This window comes from Paenarthrobacter sp. TE3676, assembly GCF_056279165.1.
The window spans coordinates 342,850-359,823 of the sequence record NZ_JBWBQU010000006.1 but is presented as its reverse complement, the minus strand read 5'-3'; the positions used below and the strand labels follow the sequence as shown (position 1 = coordinate 359,823).

17 protein-coding genes are annotated in these 16,974 nt (G+C 63.4%); 10 read left to right on the top strand and 7 right to left on the bottom strand.

The window, feature by feature from the left end:
* Nucleotides 1-78 precede the first annotated feature (78 nt).
* Genes ACZ881_RS16400 through ACZ881_RS16365 form a run of 8 tightly spaced genes read left to right on the top strand, consistent with a single transcriptional unit; the run spans nucleotide 79 to nucleotide 7,523 of the window.
* Nucleotides 79-1,044, top strand: a complete 966-nt coding sequence (locus ACZ881_RS16400; RefSeq protein WP_208295833.1) for an amino acid ABC transporter permease — start codon at nucleotides 79-81, stop codon at nucleotides 1,042-1,044.
* On the top strand, nucleotides 1,041-1,958 hold the full coding sequence (locus ACZ881_RS16395; RefSeq protein ID WP_476117000.1) for an amino acid ABC transporter ATP-binding protein: 918 nt from the start codon (nucleotides 1,041-1,043) through the stop codon (nucleotides 1,956-1,958). The genes ACZ881_RS16400 and ACZ881_RS16395 overlap by 4 nt, the downstream gene beginning before the upstream one ends.
* An 8-nt stretch (nucleotides 1,959-1,966) precedes the next feature.
* Nucleotides 1,967-2,947 carry an ABC transporter substrate-binding protein gene (locus ACZ881_RS16390; protein ID WP_476116998.1) on the top strand — a complete coding sequence of 327 codons (981 nt, stop codon included), beginning with the start codon at nucleotides 1,967-1,969 and terminating at the stop codon, nucleotides 2,945-2,947.
* The gene (locus ACZ881_RS16385; RefSeq protein ID WP_476116996.1) at nucleotides 2,944-4,110 is read left to right on the top strand and encodes an LLM class flavin-dependent oxidoreductase; all 1,167 of its coding nucleotides are present in this window, start codon (nucleotides 2,944-2,946) and stop codon (nucleotides 4,108-4,110) included. The genes ACZ881_RS16390 and ACZ881_RS16385 overlap by 4 nt, the downstream gene beginning before the upstream one ends.
* Complete coding sequence (locus ACZ881_RS16380; protein ID WP_476116994.1) at nucleotides 4,094-4,945, top strand: DUF1684 domain-containing protein; 852 nt, start codon at nucleotides 4,094-4,096, stop codon at nucleotides 4,943-4,945. The genes ACZ881_RS16385 and ACZ881_RS16380 overlap by 17 nt, the downstream gene beginning before the upstream one ends.
* Nucleotides 4,942-6,009 carry an LLM class flavin-dependent oxidoreductase gene (locus ACZ881_RS16375; protein ID WP_476116992.1) on the top strand — a complete coding sequence of 356 codons (1,068 nt, stop codon included), beginning with the start codon at nucleotides 4,942-4,944 and terminating at the stop codon, nucleotides 6,007-6,009. The genes ACZ881_RS16380 and ACZ881_RS16375 overlap by 4 nt, the downstream gene beginning before the upstream one ends.
* 9 nt (nucleotides 6,010-6,018) lie before the next feature.
* A complete protein-coding gene (locus ACZ881_RS16370; protein ID WP_476116990.1) occupies nucleotides 6,019-7,365 on the top strand; it encodes an NtaA/DmoA family FMN-dependent monooxygenase in 1,347 nt (448 codons plus the stop codon).
* Nucleotides 7,362-7,523: a hypothetical protein gene (locus tag ACZ881_RS16365; protein WP_178995728.1), complete on the top strand. Its 162-nt coding sequence runs from the start codon at nucleotides 7,362-7,364 to the stop codon at nucleotides 7,521-7,523. The genes ACZ881_RS16370 and ACZ881_RS16365 overlap by 4 nt, the downstream gene beginning before the upstream one ends.
* A 6-nt stretch (nucleotides 7,524-7,529) precedes the next feature.
* Here ACZ881_RS16365 and ACZ881_RS16360 read toward each other — a convergent pair whose 3' ends face one another.
* Together ACZ881_RS16360 and ACZ881_RS16355 are read right to left on the bottom strand one after the other, a co-directional pair.
* A complete protein-coding gene (locus tag ACZ881_RS16360; protein ID WP_476116987.1) occupies nucleotides 7,530-8,750 on the bottom strand; it encodes an FG-GAP repeat domain-containing protein in 1,221 nt (406 codons plus the stop codon).
* A 72-nt stretch (nucleotides 8,751-8,822) separates the two neighbouring features.
* Complete coding sequence (locus tag ACZ881_RS16355; RefSeq protein WP_476116985.1) at nucleotides 8,823-9,266, bottom strand: GNAT family N-acetyltransferase; 444 nt, start codon at nucleotides 9,264-9,266, stop codon at nucleotides 8,823-8,825.
* Nucleotides 9,267-9,343: 77 nt separating this feature from the next.
* On the opposite strand from ACZ881_RS16355, the gene ACZ881_RS16350 reads away from it, so the two are divergent.
* A complete protein-coding gene (locus ACZ881_RS16350) occupies nucleotides 9,344-10,273 on the top strand; it encodes a threonine/serine dehydratase (RefSeq protein WP_476116983.1) in 930 nt (309 codons plus the stop codon).
* A gap of 80 nt (nucleotides 10,274-10,353) precedes the next feature.
* Here the strand turns inward: ACZ881_RS16350 and ACZ881_RS16345 are convergent, their stop codons facing one another.
* Nucleotides 10,354-11,340: an ABC transporter substrate-binding protein gene (locus ACZ881_RS16345; RefSeq protein ID WP_476116981.1), complete on the bottom strand. Its 987-nt coding sequence runs from the start codon at nucleotides 11,338-11,340 to the stop codon at nucleotides 10,354-10,356.
* A 283-nt stretch (nucleotides 11,341-11,623) separates the two neighbouring features.
* Here ACZ881_RS16345 and ACZ881_RS16340 point away from each other — a divergent pair, with 283 nt between their 5' ends.
* Nucleotides 11,624-12,613 carry an LLM class flavin-dependent oxidoreductase gene (locus tag ACZ881_RS16340; RefSeq protein ID WP_476116979.1) on the top strand — a complete coding sequence of 330 codons (990 nt, stop codon included), beginning with the start codon at nucleotides 11,624-11,626 and terminating at the stop codon, nucleotides 12,611-12,613.
* Nucleotides 12,614-12,623: 10 nt separating this feature from the next.
* Here the strand turns inward: ACZ881_RS16340 and ACZ881_RS16335 are convergent, their stop codons facing one another.
* The 4 genes from ACZ881_RS16335 to ACZ881_RS16320 are packed head-to-tail and all read right to left on the bottom strand — an operon-like array spanning nucleotide 12,624 to nucleotide 16,841.
* Entirely contained in the window at nucleotides 12,624-14,060 is a 1,437-nt protein-coding gene (locus ACZ881_RS16335) for an amidase (protein ID WP_476116977.1), read from the bottom strand.
* The gene (locus tag ACZ881_RS16330) at nucleotides 14,057-15,289 is read right to left on the bottom strand and encodes a M20 family metallo-hydrolase (protein ID WP_091469740.1); all 1,233 of its coding nucleotides are present in this window, start codon (nucleotides 15,287-15,289) and stop codon (nucleotides 14,057-14,059) included. Before ACZ881_RS16330 ends, ACZ881_RS16335 begins: the two co-directional genes overlap by 4 nt.
* A 44-nt stretch (nucleotides 15,290-15,333) precedes the next feature.
* Nucleotides 15,334-16,695 (bottom strand): MFS transporter, encoded by a 1,362-nt coding sequence (locus tag ACZ881_RS16325; protein ID WP_091469743.1) that lies wholly within the window; start codon nucleotides 16,693-16,695, stop codon nucleotides 15,334-15,336.
* Nucleotides 16,692-16,841, bottom strand: a complete 150-nt coding sequence (locus ACZ881_RS16320; RefSeq protein WP_475037672.1) for a hypothetical protein — start codon at nucleotides 16,839-16,841, stop codon at nucleotides 16,692-16,694. The genes ACZ881_RS16325 and ACZ881_RS16320 overlap by 4 nt, the downstream gene beginning before the upstream one ends.
* Nucleotides 16,842-16,974 lie beyond the last annotated feature (133 nt).

Here is a 16,974-nt window from a genome sequence, read left to right as displayed (position 1 = left end):
GCCTTGCTGCGGGGTTTCGCGCGGCCCTAGATTGGCAGCCATCCGATAGACAACAACCGATCTGAAATGAGGTGGCGCATGAGTGCAATCGCACCGCCTGCCACGGCGGAAACGTCACCGCCCACCCCGGACTACTCCGAGTACAAGCTGGTTCCGGCCCGGCATCCATGGCGATGGGTGGGCACCGTACTGGTAGCTGCCGGCGTCGCAGCCATTGCATGGTCGCTGGTCACCAACCCGCGCTGGGAGTGGGGAGTGGTGGCTGAATGGTTCACTGCCCAGTCGGTGGTCAACGGACTCATTGAGACCCTCAAGCTCACAGCCATTTCCGGTGTCCTTGGCTTCGTCCTCGGGTTCATCCTGGCCCTCATGCGCCTGTCCGCCTCGCCGCTGCTGGTCTCGGTGTCCTGGACGTTCTCCTGGATCTTCCGCTCCACGCCGCTGCTGGTGCAACTCCTGCTTTGGTACAACCTCGGTTACCTGTACGAGAAGATCAGCCTGGGCATCCCTTTCACGGACGTCCGCTTCTTCGAGGCACAGACCACCACGCTCATCAGCCAGTTCGCCGCGGCCGTCCTGGGACTCACCCTGAATCAGGCGGCCTACTCCGCCGAAATTATCCGCGGCGGCATCCTCTCCGTGGACCAAGGCCAGCTGGAAGCTGCCTCCGCCTTGGGTATTCCGGCGTGGAAGCGGTCCACCAGGATCGTGCTGCCGCAAGCCATGCGCGCCATCCTGCCCAACGCGTTCAACGAGATCATCGGCCTGGTCAAGGGCACCTCCATTGTGTACGTCCTGGCCTACTCCGAACTCTTCTACACGGTCCAGGTCATCTACAACCGGACCCAGCAAGTGCTTCCGCTGCTGCTCGTCGCCACGCTCTGGTATGTGGTGATCACCTCGGTGCTGAGCGTCTTCCAGTACTACATCGAACGCCACTTCTCCAAGGGCGCCCTGCGGACCCTGCCGCTCACACCGTTGCAGAAGGCCCGGAAGTTCTTCACTACCCACGTTGCTTCCACTCCCACCAAGGACGCCCGATGAGCACCATCGCTGCACGCAAAGAATCCACGACGACGGCCCAGGCTGGCGGTTCAGCCGGCGCTCCGGCCGGCGCTCCGGCCGGCACTCCTGCCGGCACGACGGAGGCCCGGCCCGCCTCGGCGGACAAGAAGGCCACCCGCGGTCAGGTTGACATCACCAATGTCCGGAAGTCCTTCGGCGCTACCGAGGTCCTCAAAGGCGTGTCGTTGTCCGTGCCGCCGGGCGGCGTTGCCGTGATCGTCGGACCTTCCGGCTCCGGGAAGTCCACCCTGTTGCGCACCATCAACCACTTGGAAAAAGTCGACGGCGGTTACATCACCATCGACGGCGAACTGGTGGGCTACGAGGTCCGCGGCAACAAGCTTCACGAGCTTCGTGAGAAGGACATCCTCAAGCAGCGCACCCATATTGGCATGGTGTTTCAGAGCTTCAACCTGTTCCCGCACCTCACTGCCTTGGAGAACGTCATCGAGGCGCCCATCGTGGCTCAGAAGCGGTCCAAGGCCGAAGCCCGTAAACGCGGTCTTGAGCTCTTGGACAGAGTGGGCCTGAAGGATCGCGCCGACGCTTACCCTCGACAGCTTTCCGGCGGCCAGCAGCAGCGGGTCGCGATTGCCCGGGCACTGGCACTTGATCCCAAAATCCTGCTCTTCGACGAGCCAACCTCGGCGCTGGACCCGGAGCTCGTCAACGAAGTCCTGGACGTCATCCGTGAACTCGCCAAGTCCGGCACCACGCTCATTGTGGTGACGCACGAGATGGGCTTCGCCAGGGATGTCGCGGACACCGTGGTGTTCATGGACCAGGGCCAGATCGTCGAGTCCGGCACTCCTCAGGAGATCTTCGCCAACCCCCGCGAGGAACGCACCCGCAGTTTCTTCTCCAAAGTCATCGAACCAGCTTTCAACATCTAGGACATCCCATGCTTCGCACTACAAAGACCAAGCTCCTGGCACTCGCTGTACTTCCCGCCGTCGTGCTTCCAGTGCTGGCCGGGTGCTCCGACCCTGGGGCGTCGGCAGCCCAACCGGAGTCCGAGGCTGCCAAGAACGGGATCGTCTACAACACGTCAGTGGACCAGAACCGCATCCGCGCCGAGAAAGACGCTGCTGCGGCGGGAGCCGTTCCCGAAGCCATCGCCAAGGACGGCAAGCTGACCGTTGCCACCACAGCTGGTTCAATCCCGCTGTCCTTCCACGCGACCGACGACAAGACGCCGATCGGTGTCGAGGCGGACATCGCCCAGCTTGTGGCCGACAAACTCGGGCTGGAACTGGATCTTCAGGTGACATCGTGGGAGAACTGGCCCCTGAAGACCCAGTCAGGTGATTTCGAGGCAGTCTTCTCCAACGTAGGCATCAACGCCGCCCGCGTGAAGCTGTTCGATTTCTCCACCTACCGCGCCGCCTACATGGGCTTCGAAGCGAAGAAGAGCTCCACGTACGACATCAAGGGTTCTGACGACATCTCCGGCTTGAAGATCTCCGTGGGCTCGGGCACCAACCAGGAGAAGATCCTCCTGGCCTGGAACAAGGAACTCGAAGCCAAGGGCAAGGCGCTGGCCACGCTGCAGTACTACTCCTCTGACGCCGACACCATCCTGGCGCTCTCCTCGGGCCGCACGGACCTGAACCTGGCACCGTTCCCCTCGGTGACCTACCGGGAGAACACGCGTGACGACCTCAAGGTAGTGGGCAAGGTCAACGCCGGATGGCCCGCAGAAACGCTCGTTGCTGCCACCACCCTCAAGGGCAACGGGCTGGCTCCGGCCATCACCGATGCCCTGAACTCCACCATCAAGGACGGCTCCTACGGCAAGGTCCTGGAACGCTGGGGGCTCTCCGAAGAAGCCATCCCGGAATCCAAGACGGTCACAGAGGCCACGTTCGGGACCGGCAAATGAAGTTCCAAGTCCTGGACATCATTCCCCACGTGAAGAACCCGGTCACGGGGGAGATCGTCTCCACCGCTGACCGATTGAACCAGGTGGTGGAGACGGCCCGCCGTGCCGAGAAACTCGGCTTCGACAGCTTCTCCGTAGGGGAACGCCACGCAGGCGAGTTCGTTTCGTCATCCCCGACGACGGTACTCGCCGCGATTGCCGCCGTGACCAGCCGGATCCGGCTCCAAACCGGTGTCACCGTGCTCTCCGTGCTTGACCCGGTGCGCGTGGCCGAAGATTACGCCACCATCGACCAACTGAGCCGGGGCCGTTTGGAACTGGTGATCGGCAAAGGCAACGAAGTCCTGCAGTACCCGCTCTTCGGGCTGTCCCTGGACGACCAGTGGGACCTCCTGGCCGAGAAGTACGCGCTCCTCCGCACCCTGTGGCGCAAGGAAAGCGTCACTTGGTCCGGCCGCTTCAGGTCACCGCTCACCGAGCCAACCACGACGACGCCCCGCCCCTTCGCGGGGTCACCGCGGATTTGGCACGGCTCGGCTACAACCCTGACGTCCGCTGCGCTCGCCGCCAAATGGGGTGACCCACTGTTTACGGCCAACGCCATCCAGCCCCGCGGAAACTACAAGGTCTTGATCGACCATTACCGCGAAGAGTACGAGCGTCACGGGCACGATCCGCGACACCAGTACCTCGGCGCGGGCAGTGGCGCCGGAGGTGTTTTCATCGCGGACACCACTCAGGAAGCCGTCCGTCAGTACGGGCCTGTTTATGAAGGGCTGACCGCCAGCCGGAACGTCCCCGGCAACAACTCGCCGTTCAGGGACATCGGGCACGCAGTAGCCGAAGGGCCTGCACTTGTGGGTAGCCCGGAGCAAGTGATCGACAAGATCCTCAGCTACCACTCCCTGTATCAACACGACCTTCAGTCGATCTCCTTGCCCACCACGCTGCCTTTCGAACAGCAGCTGGAGATCCTGGAGCGCTTCGCGCTGGAGGTCGTTCCGGCCGTCCGGGCTTCTGCGCCGAGCAGCCTGTGGGAAGCCAACGATCCCTTTGGCGGCCGACCAGAATTCGCCGGAGCCACCGAACCCGACGCCGCAGCAACCGTCACAGCAGACCACGCCTTCAACAGGACGGACAACGCACATGTCTTCGCACACTAAGAGCGCTACGCACACCGCAGCCGCCTCGGAATCCTTTGACGAGGACTGGCAGGAGTGGCACGACGTCCATGAGCGGCACCGTGCCCACCCGCACGGCTTCCTCGCCGTGACCCACCTGCATTGGCTTAGCAACGAGGCAACGCCGCTGGAAGGCGTGCCCGGCAGCTGGAGTGTGGACGCCGACGTCGTACGCGTTGCCCTCAAGCCGGGCGAAAGCCTGCAGCAGGACGGCGTTGAACTGAACACCGGCAAAGCAGAAACGCTTGAGTTCGGCCCTATCGAGGAGCGCGGGGGCATCAACTTGATTTCCGGCGATACCGTAATCGAGGTGGCCAAGCGCGGCGGCGAGTACATCGTGCGGCCACGGAACCCGTCCAACCCTCTCTTGAAGGAATACCAGGGCACACCCGCCTATACGCCCAATGCCGCGTTTGCCGTAGCCGGTACGTTCGTCCCGTTCGAGGCTCCGCGCCCCACCACGGTGGGTGCCGCCGTCGAGGGCATCCAACACGTCTACGAAGCTCCCGGCGAGATTCGTTTCAAACTGGCCGGTGAGGAACTGGCGCTGACGGCGTTCAACGGCCACGCGCCGGGTTCGCTGTCCGTGCTGTTCACGGACCAAACCTCCGGCAAGACCACCTACGCGGCCAACCGCTCACTCTCCGTGGTGCCCGCCGCCGACGGCTCCGTGGAGCTCGACTTCAACAGGGCCGTCAACCTGCCGTGCGCCTATACCGACCTTGCCACCTGCCCGTTGCCGCCCGCGGAAAACCGTCTTCCGGTGGCTATCGAAGCGGGCGAGAAGATTCCCTACGAACGTCAGGACCAGCAGTGAGCACCTTCGAAGAGCGCAAGGCCGGATTCCTTGCCATTGAACTCGACGACGCGGGGTATGGGAACATTGCCTCCGCCGTACTCGCGGCCGAGTCGGCCGGTTTCCACGTGGCAACCTTCAAGGACACCCCGGACGCCGGAAGGGTCAACGCCCTGCAGCGTGCGGCTTTCGCCGGACCAGTGACCCGGACCATCGCCGTGGTCCCGGAGGTGGATACCGTCTATACGGAGCCTTTCCACGTCTCCACGCAGCTCGCGAGCCTGGACTACGTGTCGGGCGGCCGGGCCGGGTGGATCGCGACCGCGGCAGAGTCACCCGAGGCTGCTGCCGCCGTCGGACGCTCTTTTGTCCAGGGCGAGGCGCTGGCACAGGAAGCAGCGGCGTCCATCGAGGTTAGCCGGAGGTTGTGGGACTCCTGGGAGGACGACGCCGTGATCCGCGACGTTGCCACCGGGCGTTATATCGACGTCGACAAGCTGCACTACGCGGACTTCGAAACTCCCGCGGACTTTGCAGGACCGGCCTATTCGGTGAAAGGCCCTTCCATCATTCCCCGGCCGTTGCAGGGTCAGTTGCCCGTGTTGGCCGTGGCATCGCTGGTGGGGGAGGGCTTGGTGCCGGTAGAGGCGGTGGACGCCGTGCTGGTGACCGCGCCGACGCCGGAGCTGCTCGCTGCCGAAATCCGCGACGTGCGGGCGCGGCTTGGTTCCTCGGTAGCGATTGTTGCAGAGCTCGACGTCGTCCTGGACGCGCGTGGGCAGGCTGCGGCTTCGCGTTCCGGAGCCGCAGAGGAGACCGGACAGGCGCGGTTTGTCGGCTCTGCTGCGGGTCTCACCGACCTGCTCGACTCGCTCCTCAGGGAAGCCGACGGCGTGCGAATCCACCCGGCCACCCTGGACGTTGAGCTGGAAGAACTTTCACGGCTTGTGCTCCCGGAGCTGCGCCGCCGAGGTTCACTGCGGGCGCCCATCCAGGACGGCACGTTCCGTAATGTGCTGGGCCTTGCTCCGGCGGAGAACCGCTATTCGACCACTGCCGCGGCTACTGTCGCCGCCGGAAAGTAGGGGAACACCATGACACGCCACATTTTCCAGCCAAGCGGCCAGATCCAGTTTGGAATCTTCTTCCAGGGCGTCAACTCCGGCACCATCTGGAAAGCACCCCAAGCGGGCTCGCAGACGGACTTCGAGTCGTTCCGCCACATCGCCCAGACCGCGGAGCGAGGCAAGTTCGCAGCCTTCTTCCTGGGTGAAGGGCTCCGCCTCCGCGAACATCTTGGGCGTCCCCATGCGCTCGATGTTGTGGGCCGGCCCGACGCCCAGACCATGCTTGCCGCATTGGCAGCAGTCACCAGGAACATCGGCTTGGTGGCTACGCAGAACACCACGTACAACGACCCCGCGGACCTCGCACATCGCTTGTCATCCCTGGACCTGATCTCCGGTGGCCGGGCCGCGTGGAACATCGTCACCACCGACAACGCCTGGACGGGTGCGAACTTCCGCCGCGGTGGCTACCTGGACCATGCTGACCGTTACAAGCATGCAGAAGCGTTCGTGGAAACCGCCAAACGTATCTGGGACTCATGGGAAACCCCCACCGGACCTGCGCGGCGAGTACTTCACGAAGGCCAGCACTACACCGTTGACGTCACTCCGCGCCTGCCGCGTAGCGCCCAGTACCGCCCCGTGCTCTTCCAGGCCGGCGATTCACCGGATGGCCGTGACTTCGCAGCCCGCCAGGCAGACGTGATCTTCTCCGCCCACCCCAAATTCGATGACGCCGTTGAGTTCCGCCGCGACATCGTGACACGCTCCATCGCGGCCGGCCGCGGCGCCAACGCCGTGCAGATCATGCCAGCCAGCGAGTTCATCCTGGGCGCCACCGATCAGGAAGCCCAAGATAAGAAGGCCTGGGTCCGGGGCCTGCAGATCGGCCCGCAGCAGGCCATTGCTTATCTGGAACAGTTCTGGGGCCGCGAACTCTCGTCCTACGATCCCGATGGCCCTCTTCCGGAGATCGATCCCGTGGTGGAGGAAACTTCCGAAACCCGCGGCAGTGGCTTCCATGGTGCCAAGGCCCGCCAGCTTGCTGATCAGTGGAGGGCCGAGGCCAAGGACAAGGGCCTCTCCATCCGCCAGTTCGTCACCTCCAAGACGGCACGCATCGACGCCACTTTTACCGGTTCGTACACGGCGGTGGCCGACCACCTCGCGGAGTACGCCCGGGTGGGCGCCGTGGACGGCTTCAACATCTCGCCGTGGCTCATCCCCACAGGCTTGGACGACATCGTCAACCACCTGGTTCCCGAACTTCAGGAACGCGGCGTCTACCCCACGGAATACCGGGGCACAACGCTGCGCGAAAACCTGGGACTGGAAACTCCGGTGCGGTCCGAAGATTCGGTACGCGTCGGATGAAGGCAGAACGCCTGCTGAAGAACTTGCTGCGTCGGCTTGGCTTGCAGCCAGGCCGACGCGGGACAGAGCCCGACGGCGGCGGCTCGAGTGCCGCCGTCGTCGACGTTTCGCGCGGAACGGTCAGCTTGCAGCTGACGGTGTGGGGGCAGGCGCTTTAGCCGGTGCTAGAGGAGTTCCCGGAACACGTTCCAGCCGCTGCCAACCGGCCCTTGGGGCCCGTAGAGGCCGGTGGTCATGGCGCCCGTGGAGTAGAGGACAAGGTCGCCGTTGCCATTGACGGCGGCAAGGTTGTTGTATTTCTGATGGGCGTAACTGCCCAGACCCGCCACATCCTGGAAGTCGTTCCAGCCACCACCCATGAACGCTTGGGCGCCCCAGCCGCCCTGACCGTCGGCGGAGTACAGCTGAAGGCCACCACTATGGTCCCGGCCGAAGATTTCCACCGTGCCGTCACCGTTCATGTCGCCGCCAGGGATGATCTTGTTCATGACCTGCCAACCCCAGCCCACTTTGGACGGGGCGAGCCAACCGCCGTTTCCATTGCCCGGGTACAGGAACAGATCGCCGGCCGCGTTCCGCGCCAGGACGTCGTTGGTGCCGTCGCCATTGAAATCTCCGGGTCCCAGGATCGAGTCGAAGACGTTCCAGCCGGCACCGACTTGCCGGGTTGGAAGCCAGCCGCCGTCGCCATCTCCCGGGTACAGGAATAGCTGGCCGGATGTGTTCCTGGCGAGCAGATCGTTGAATCCGTCGCCATCGAAATCCCCGGGGGAGAAGACGATGTTGAACATGTTCCAGCCCGCCCCCACCTGCCGGGGCTCATCCCAGGAGCCGAAATAGACCGGGCACGGACCCTCGCACATGCCTTTGTAGTAGGTGTAGGTCCGCGGGTACAGGATGAGCCGGCCATCATGCGTGCGGGCGAGGGGCTCAAAGTTGCCGCGGCCTGTCCAACCCATGGCGCGGCTGGACGCCTTGATGGCTTTGGTCTCTGCGCTCAACTGTGACCCCGTGGGGCAGCCTGGCTCGCCGGGTGTCAGCGGGTAAACCCTCAAGGAGATGCGGCTGCCCTGGTCCTCAGGGAGGACACGCAGGGTTTCACCCTGGCGCTCGGCGGGGAGTGGTTGGCCATTGCGCAACCATTCCAAGGTGATCGCATCCCCGGAACCGTCGGGGTTCCTGCAGCCCCAGTAGTCGTAGTTGTACTGGCGTCTCATTTCAGAACCGACGTAAGGGACGCCGTCGATGTACGGTGTCGGCTGGGACGCTGCGGTGACTGGGCCGGCCCCGAGCAGCCCGGCCACCGGCAGCCCGGAACCCAAGAGTCCCATCGCCATTACGGTCGTGACAGAGCGCCTCAACGAGCGCGATCGAAAGATCCCCATTTTTCCCCCCGGAAAGTATCGCGTCGTTGCCGCGTGGTGTGTGCTGAGGCTACCGCACTTCCGTCCGTGAGGTCAGGGGTTGACGGGGGCCACCATGAACACATCGATGGGGTCCTCGGATTCCAGCACGAAGCCGTAACGTTCGTACAGGCGACGGGCGGCGCTGCCCTGAAGCACGTTCAAACGGAACGGGCGTTCGTCCAAGGAAGCCGACAATACGTGGCGAAGCACGGCACTGCCCAGGCCTCTGCCCTGATGCGCGGGAGCCACATAGAAGTGTTCGATCCACCGGCTGTCCGGCTCAGGTCGGATAGCGATCACACCTGCATCTACGCCGTCCGAATGAATGACGTACGTATGTTCGGGCTGGAAGCCGTTCAAGAAGCGCTCGCGGACCCGCACAGGATCGAAACGCTGCAACCGCTCAAGGTCCGGGCGCATCACTACGGCGCGCAGTTCGGCAATCCAGGCGGCGTCGGTGGCTACAGAGGGGCGGAGGACAAAGTCAGCGGACATGCCATCAAGCCTATGCCGCACAGTTCGAGGCCGCCCACGAAAACCATAGGATGAAACCGACGAAAGGTGCAGCCACGATGGTCACACGCGAAGAAGTAGAAGCAGCGTACTCACGAACAGCCGGTTGGGTTCGCCATACGCCGCTGGCCGAGAGTGGCAACCAGGAGCCGTACCACCTGTGGTTCAAGTGCGAGTATATGCAGCACACGGGCTCCTTCAAGGCCCGTGGCGCCTTCAACCGCCTGCTCACGGCGAAGGAAAGCGGGGAGCTCAATCCGGAGGTGGGCATCGTGGTGGCTTCCGGTGGCAACGCCGGCCTTGCCAACGCTTACGCCGCAGCCAAGCTGGGAGTCCCTGCAACAGTTTTCGTTCCAGAATCGGCTCCGGCAAACAAGGTCCACAAGCTCTACGCAAGTGGCGCGAAGGTAGTCCAAGGCGGCGCTGAGTACGCAGAGGCCTATGCCGCTGCGATCCGCTTCGCCGAGGAGAAGGGCGCGGTGTACTGCCATGCCTATGATCAGTCCGAGATCGTGGCTGGCGCAGGTGGCGTCGGGCTTGAGCTCCTGGACGAACTGCCCGACGTCGATACGATCCTCGTCGCTGTAGGCGGCGGCGGGCTGATGGGCGGCATCGCAGCGGCGGTAGAGGGCAAGGCTCGCGTGGTGGGCGTCGAACCCGAAACGGTTCCCACCCTGCACACTGCGTTGGCCAAGGGCGAGCCAGTGGACGTGGCAGTCTCCGGGATCGCGGCCGATTCCCTCGGAGCCCGGCGGATCGGAGAGATCGGCTTCGGAGTTGCCCGGCGTACAGGTGTCCAAAGCCTGCTGGTCACCGACGAGGATATTGTCCAAGCCCGGAGGGCCCTGTGGGAGACGCACCGCATCGTGGTGGAGCACGGCGCAGCCGCAGCCTACGCCGCGCTGCTGTCAGGCGCCTACACCCCACGAGCGGGCGAAACCGTTGCCGTCATTCTCTGCGGCGCCAACACGGACCCCGCCCACTTCTAGCCGCACCCAACTGAGTGACAGCAAACGCTCCATTGAGCGTTCATTGCGACATGTGCTGTTACTTACTTGGGTCAGCGAGCCTACTTCTTGGGCAGGCCTGCCGGGTTCAGCTCGGACGCCGGAATGGCCTCGGAGGAGAGTCCCCAGCGGTCCAGGATCTTGCCGTAGCTGCCGTCCTTGATGAGGGTGTTGAGTGCAGCCTGGGCGGCGACGGCGAGTCCGTTGCCCTTTTGGGTGGTGAAGGCAATTTCGGCCTTCAGCGGCCAGCCTCCTTCGAGCGTGCCCACTTCCTTGGTCTTTCCATCTTTCGCAGCCTTGTATGCCGCGGAAGCATTGGGTCCGAACGTCAGGTCCGCACGGCCTGACTGGAGGGCGAGCTGGGAGGCGGAGTCGTCGTCGTAATACTGGAACTCAACCGGCTTCAAACCGTTTTTCTTGTTCTCCTCGTCCCATCGCACCAGGATGGCTTCCTGGTTGGTGCCCGAGCCGACGATGATGCGCTTCCCGGCTACGTCCTTGGCTTCCTTGATGGTGGAGATGTCCGAGTCGGTCTTGGCGTAGAAGCCCAGGAGGTCGTTGCGGTACGTGGCAAAATCGAACTTCTCCTTACGGGCCTCGGTCACAGTGACGTTGGAGAGGACGGCCTCGTACTTGCCGGATTCGACGCCAAGCGGCCAGTCGGCCCACGCCACGGGCAGCACTTCCACCTGAAGGCCCAGGCTCTCACCCACTGCGTAGGCGATGTCCACTTCGCTGCCAATGAGGGTCTTGTTGTCCGTGGCAAACGTGCTCAACGGCGGAGTGCCGCCGGTGGTCACCACGGTCAGCTTGCCGTCCGCTTTGATGGCGTCCGGAACCAATGCGGCCGCGGCTGAGTCCACAGACACCTTGATGCGGTCCTGCTGCGGGGTCAGGTTGAACTCTTTGGTGCTTGATGAAGCGCTCGACGCCGTGGCGGTCGCCCCCGTTGCGGCCGTCGCCCCGGGATCGGAGCAGGCCGCCAGCCCCAGTAACGCCGTAGCAGCCAGCGCCGCGGTGGCGCCGGTCTTGAGAGCAAAGCGTGCCATTATTTCTCCTTGGATTGCCCGAATCGGGAAGTCTGATGCGTCCTTGTGGCTGCAACTATCCGGCAGCTCCTGGGAAGCGGTCAAAGCGATCTGAAACGCTGGGATACAGGGGTTCACGGCGGTTAATCGGGCGTCGAACGGGGTCACAAAAGCGTTCCCTGGAACTTGGGTAACCACAGCGCGACGCAACTCACAGAAATAAGCCGGGTGTCGTCGTCGTTGTCGCTAGAGTGCCCGGCAATCAACCGTGCGGGCACAAAAAACGTACCGAAAGGCCTTTCCTGTGACTGTTCCTCTTTCCATCCTCGACCTGGCAACCATCGGGAAGGGCCAGACGGTGGCGGAAAGCCTCGCGGGCAGCGTGGCCGTGGCGCAGAAGGCCGAAGAGTTGGGTTATCGCCGGGTCTGGTACGCCGAGCACCACAACATGTCCGCGATTGCCTCCTCCGCTACCAGCGTGCTGATCGCCCACGTCGCCGCCCACACCAAAACCATCCGCCTGGGTGCCGGTGGCGTCATGCTGCCCAACCACTCGCCGCTGACCATTGCTGAGCAGTTCGGCACGTTGGAGACGCTGCACCCCGGGCGGATCGACCTCGGTCTTGGCCGTGCCCCCGGCAGTGACCAAAACACCATGCGTGCGCTGCGCCGCGACCACACGTCCTCGGACAGGTTCCCGCAGGATGTCCTGGAACTGCAGGGCTACCTCACTGGTCCCACCCGCATCCAAGGTGTTGAAGCGACGCCAGGCAAGGGCACCAACGTGCCGCTGTACATCCTGGGGTCCTCGCTGTTCGGCGCCCAGTTGGCCGCCCAGTTGGGCCTTCCGTACGCTTTCGCTTCGCACTTTGCTCCTGCCGCGCTTCAGGATGCCGTAGCTGTTTATCGCCGTGAATTCCAGCCCTCGGACCAGCTGTCCGAGCCTCACGTGATCGCCGGCGTGAACGTTACCGCCGCGGATTCCAACGCCGAGGCCCAGGCCATCCACCTCGCCGTGAAGCGCGCCCGTGTCTCCCTGTTCTTTGGTGGCGGTCGCGAATTCACCGACGACGAAGCAGACATGGTGCTCGATTCCCCGCAGGGCCAGCACATCGCCCAGATGATGAAGTTCTCCGCCGTGGGCACCAAAGATGTGGTGCGCGATTACCTCGACGAGTTCGCGGCGTTCGCTGATGCCGATGAACTGATCGTGGCGCACCAAAGCATTGGCACCGAAGAGCGCCTGCGGTCGGTGGAACTCGTGGCCGAGGTTGCGGGGCTGGTGAGCGCGTAGGGTAGCTCCGCTACCCGGAGTGCCCCGCGAATTCGGGTGCCATGGGGTGGCGATCAGCCCAGGGAAGTACGGATTCCACGGCTGCACCGATGTGGAATACGGTCGCGTCATCGAACGGATGGCCCACGATCTGCACCCCTGTGGGAATACCGCAGTCTGCCATGCCGCTGGGAACGGCCAGGACCGGGCATCGATTGGCAATGTTGAACGGCGCGGTCATATGCGCTTGCCAGTAATGGCTGAGGTGTTGGCCATTGGCGTCGATTCCATTGAGATAGTCGGCGTCGGCTTCCAAAGCTGAGATAGCCGACGCCGGACACAGCAAGGCGCTGAACCCGGTCATGGCTTCTGCCAACTGCGCCTGCAGGAGGGTTTCGGCCCGCAGCCCGTCTACATATCGGTTGTGCTCGGCTGCCGCGCGGGCGTCAGCCATAAAGCGCCTGGTGTAGGCGGCAAGCTGCGGCTCGCTACCGGCCGTTTCGTCCTCCATGGCCGGGCCCAGCAGATATCCGAAGTGCGTGAACATGGTTCTGCTGATTTCCTCGACAGTCCAAGGGAGGACGATCTCCTCCACCACGGCCCCCGCCGCCGTCAGAGCTTCCGCCACTCGACGGGTGTTGGCCTCGACGTCGGGAGCTACCGGGTAATTGCCCAAGCGTAGGCAAAGCGCGATCCTCAAGCCGGCCGCCGCTGCCGGATCCGGAGTTATGGACGAAGCGTCGGCCACTGTGGTGTGATCACCGGGGTGCCGCCCGGACATGATGTTCGCCAGCAATGCCGTGTCTGCCACGGTACGTGCCATGGGCCCATCACCACGGTAGTGGTCCGCTGACAACGGGGCCAACCCTGGAATCCTTCCGTAGGGCGCCTTGTAGCCAACGGTTCCAGTGAACGACGCCGGCAACCGGGTTGATCCAGCGATGTCGGACGCCGTAGCCAGGGGCGCGAACCCTGCAGCCAACGCCGCCCCTGAACCTCCCGATGACCCACCGGGGGAGAACTGTTGGTTCCACGGGTTTCGGGTGACACCCCAGAGCGGGCTGTGCGTGACAGTGGCGCAACTCAATTCCGGTGTGGTGGTTCGGGCGTGGATGATCCCGCCGGCCCGTCGAATCCTGTCAGTCACAGGATGGTCGGCCGTTGCAATGGTGTCCTTCCGCATCACGAGACCTTGGGAAAGCGTGCGGCCTTGGAGCCCGTGCTTTTCCTTTGCGGCCACCGGCAATCCAAGCAGGGGAGTAATGTCCCGGCCGCGGGCATACTGGGTGGCTGCCTTTCGTGCCGCCGGCAGGGCTTCCTCAAAGAGTGTCTCTGTCAGCGCATTGACGCCACCGTTTACCTCCCCGATGCGGTCGATCACCGCTTGCAGTAGTTCCACCGGAGAGAGCTCGCGGCGCCGGAACAGACCCAGGGCCGTACTGGCGTCGAGGTAGTGCAACGCGGTCATGCCAGCTCTCCCTGCACCAGTTCCCGGGCAACACCCGTCAGCATCTGCACGCCCGTCACCATGTCCTCGTCGCTGGTGAATTCGCGCTCGCAGTGGGATACGCCGTCCACGCTCGGGATAAACAACATCACCGACGGAACGGCCGTGTTCATGGCCACGGAATCGTGCCCGGCCATGGTCTGGATGCGGCGGGAAGACAGCCCAAGGTTGGCCGCGATCTTGGCTGATAGTTCCAGCCCGGCTTCCGGGAAACGTCGGATGGGGCGGATATCGAAGTCTTTGACGTTGACTTTGATGTCATGTTCAGCGGCCAGTTTCCCGATGTCGGCCAGCAACCTGGCGCGGGCTGCATTGACGATCTCCGGGTCGCCCGACCTTAAATCCGCCACCAGGTGCACACGACGTGCGACGACGATGGGCGAGTTTGGCTCCAACGTCAGCTGGCCTACGGAAGAGACCAATGCTTCCTCGTCGAAGTCTTTGGTGACCTCGTGGACCATCAGGATGATTTTCGATGCCGCCACCAGGGCATCGTGCCGGTCTGCCATGGCTGTTGCGCCCGTGTGGGACTGTTCGCCCAACACTTCAATGTCCAGCTTCTGCGTGTACCAGCTGCTGTCCACCAAACCGATGCTGATTCCTTCCCGTTCCAGGATGCGGCCCTGCTCTATATGGATTTCCGCGTAGCCCGCGGCCTTCGGTCCCGCGTCCGTGCCCAGGTAACCAATGCCTTCCAACGCCTCACGGACTGAGACGCCCTGGAGATCTTTGACGGACAACATCTGTTCACGGTCAAACAGCCCCGTGAAAACGGAACTTCCCATGACGGATGGTGCGAACCTGCCGCCTTCCTCGTTGAACCAGTTGACGACGGCCAGGTTGAAGCGGGGCGCAGTGCCGGCCGCCCTGACTTCGAGGTCAATGGCCCTGGCTGCGTGCAGGGCGGCAATCACACCGTAGGCGCCGTCGAACCGGCCACCCAACGGCTGGCTGTCCAGATGGGAACCGATCAGGATGAAGGGCGCCCCGGGCGTCCACTCAAGTAGCCCGAACATATTGCCGATGCCATCCACCTGAAGCTGCCATCCGGCGTCGTGAATCCACTGCCCAAACCAGGCGCGGGTCTTGGCATCATCCGGCGTTGCGGCTTGGCGGTCGACGCCGTTGTTGGCTGTGGCGCCGATGGTGGCCACATGGTGGAAGTCCTGAAGGAAAGCGGAGGAAGTCATGGGGGTCCTTAGAGTGCTTGGAAGTGCAGTGGGTGGGGTGGGTCTCAGCCCATGCGGCCGCGGGTCTCAGGCACCTTGGTGAAGAGGATCAGGAGAAGTACGACGGCGGCAGCTGCCGCCATGTAGAGGCCTGGCGCATGCGGTACCCCGGTAGCGCCTACCAGTGCGGTGCCGATCAGTGGAGCGGTGCCGCCGAAGATCGCGTAGGCGCCGTTGTAACTGACAGCTGCCGAGGTGAAGCGTGTCTTGGTGGTGAAGATTTCGACGAAGAACGTGTAGCAGCCGCCACCGTAGATGCAGAGTGCCACCACGAAGATTGATTGGCCGAGCAGTGCAAGGGGCAGGCTCCCGCTGGTCACGAGCATGAAGCTCGGGATGGACAGCAAAGCCAGGGCAGCGGAACCGGCGATCAACATTGGCTTGCGGCCGAAACGATCCCCGAGTCGCCCGCCGATCGGCAGGAGTACGGCATAGAGTGCCAGTGCCGCGGCGTTGACCATCAATGACTGCTCGCGGCTTAGTTTTCCTGTCGTCTGGACATAGGAGACGAAGTAGGCGGAGAGAAAGTAAAAGCCCATTGCTGTCAGGCCCATCACGAAGACGACCTGCAACATGCGGAGCTTGTTTTCGCGGAAGGCCTCGCGGATGGGGCTGAATTCCTTGGTCTGCCCGTCCTGTGCCTTCTTGAAGACATCGCTTTCTTCGGTGCGGCTACGGATCCACACTCCGAACAAGGCAAGGGGGAGGGCGAGCAGGAAGGGCAAGCGCCAGCCCCATTCCATGAATGCCGAATTGGGCATGGATTGGCTGAGGATCAGGATCATGGAGCCCGCCACCACCGATGGCAGCGCCGTTGCTGCGATGGTGATGTTGAGCCAGAAACCACGTTTGCTGACGGGCGCATGTTCGAACACGAAGGACGGCGCACCAACGGATTCGCCACCCGCGGAGAATCCTTGGATCAGCCGGCAGAGAACCAGGAGGGCCGGTGCCCAAGCTCCGATTTGGGCGTATGTGGGGAGCAGCCCCATGAGGGCCGTGGCTCCGCCGATCGCGATGAGGGTGATGGTGAGGACCCGGCGCCGACCGATCCGATCACCCAGTGCGCCGAAGAACAGGCCGCCGAGGGGACGGACCACGAAAGCTACGCCGAACGTGGCGAACGTGGCCAGCATTGCCGTCAGCGGGTTGCTGCCCGGGAAGAAGAGTTGAGAGAATACCACTGCCGTGAGGCCGTAGAGGGTGAAGTCGTAGAACTCGATGAACTGGCCAACGCTACCGCCAGCCAGGACACGCTTCTGCATGACTGTGGACTTGTGGTGGGGCTGGACATTGCCGGTGGTGGTGGGCGTCAACGGTGCCGGATCCTGGGCCGATTCTTGCTCGGCGAGCTTATTGAGGGTCATGACTGCCACGCTAGGGTGCTCAGATTTCCTGCTGCCGATTCGGTGTTTCGGCTGTGGGAAATGATTTCGGCGAATATTGCTTCGTTGTTGCGGATGGGTCCGTGGGCCGAAACCACGCGGACACTTTCTACGCTGTTCTGAACCATCGAATCTCCTCTGATCAAGATGGCAAACGGAGGTCCAGCTGAGGTGACGTTTACTGCAACGGCGGGCACTTTGGGGTATTTACCCGGTGGCGCAGAAGCTGGACTGGTTCAACCTTCGGTGACGCGGATCACA

Bases quoted from the DNA above. Each gene is read 5' to 3' on its own strand.
- ACZ881_RS16400 (WP_208295833.1), top strand. From the start codon at position 79: ATGAGTGCAATCGCACCGCCTGCCACGGCGGAAACGTCACCGCCCACC.
- ACZ881_RS16395 (WP_476117000.1), top strand. From the start codon at position 1,041: ATGAGCACCATCGCTGCACGCAAAGAATCCACGACGACGGCCCAGGCT.
- ACZ881_RS16390 (WP_476116998.1), top strand. From the start codon at position 1,967: ATGCTTCGCACTACAAAGACCAAGCTCCTGGCACTCGCTGTACTTCCC.
- ACZ881_RS16385 (WP_476116996.1), top strand. From the start codon at position 2,944: ATGAAGTTCCAAGTCCTGGACATCATTCCCCACGTGAAGAACCCGGTC.
- ACZ881_RS16380 (WP_476116994.1), top strand. From the start codon at position 4,094: ATGTCTTCGCACACTAAGAGCGCTACGCACACCGCAGCCGCCTCGGAA.
- ACZ881_RS16370 (WP_476116990.1), top strand. From the start codon at position 6,019: ATGACACGCCACATTTTCCAGCCAAGCGGCCAGATCCAGTTTGGAATC.
- ACZ881_RS16365 (WP_178995728.1), top strand. From the start codon at position 7,362: ATGAAGGCAGAACGCCTGCTGAAGAACTTGCTGCGTCGGCTTGGCTTG.
- ACZ881_RS16360 (WP_476116987.1), bottom strand. From the start codon at position 8,750: ATGGGGATCTTTCGATCGCGCTCGTTGAGGCGCTCTGTCACGACCGTA.
- ACZ881_RS16355 (WP_476116985.1), bottom strand. From the start codon at position 9,266: ATGTCCGCTGACTTTGTCCTCCGCCCCTCTGTAGCCACCGACGCCGCC.
- ACZ881_RS16350 (WP_476116983.1), top strand. From the start codon at position 9,344: ATGGTCACACGCGAAGAAGTAGAAGCAGCGTACTCACGAACAGCCGGT.
- ACZ881_RS16345 (WP_476116981.1), bottom strand. From the start codon at position 11,340: ATGGCACGCTTTGCTCTCAAGACCGGCGCCACCGCGGCGCTGGCTGCT.
- ACZ881_RS16335 (WP_476116977.1), bottom strand. From the start codon at position 14,060: ATGACCGCGTTGCACTACCTCGACGCCAGTACGGCCCTGGGTCTGTTC.
- ACZ881_RS16330 (WP_091469740.1), bottom strand. From the start codon at position 15,289: ATGACTTCCTCCGCTTTCCTTCAGGACTTCCACCATGTGGCCACCATC.
- ACZ881_RS16325 (WP_091469743.1), bottom strand. From the start codon at position 16,695: ATGACCCTCAATAAGCTCGCCGAGCAAGAATCGGCCCAGGATCCGGCA.
- ACZ881_RS16320 (WP_475037672.1), bottom strand. From the start codon at position 16,841: ATGGTTCAGAACAGCGTAGAAAGTGTCCGCGTGGTTTCGGCCCACGGA.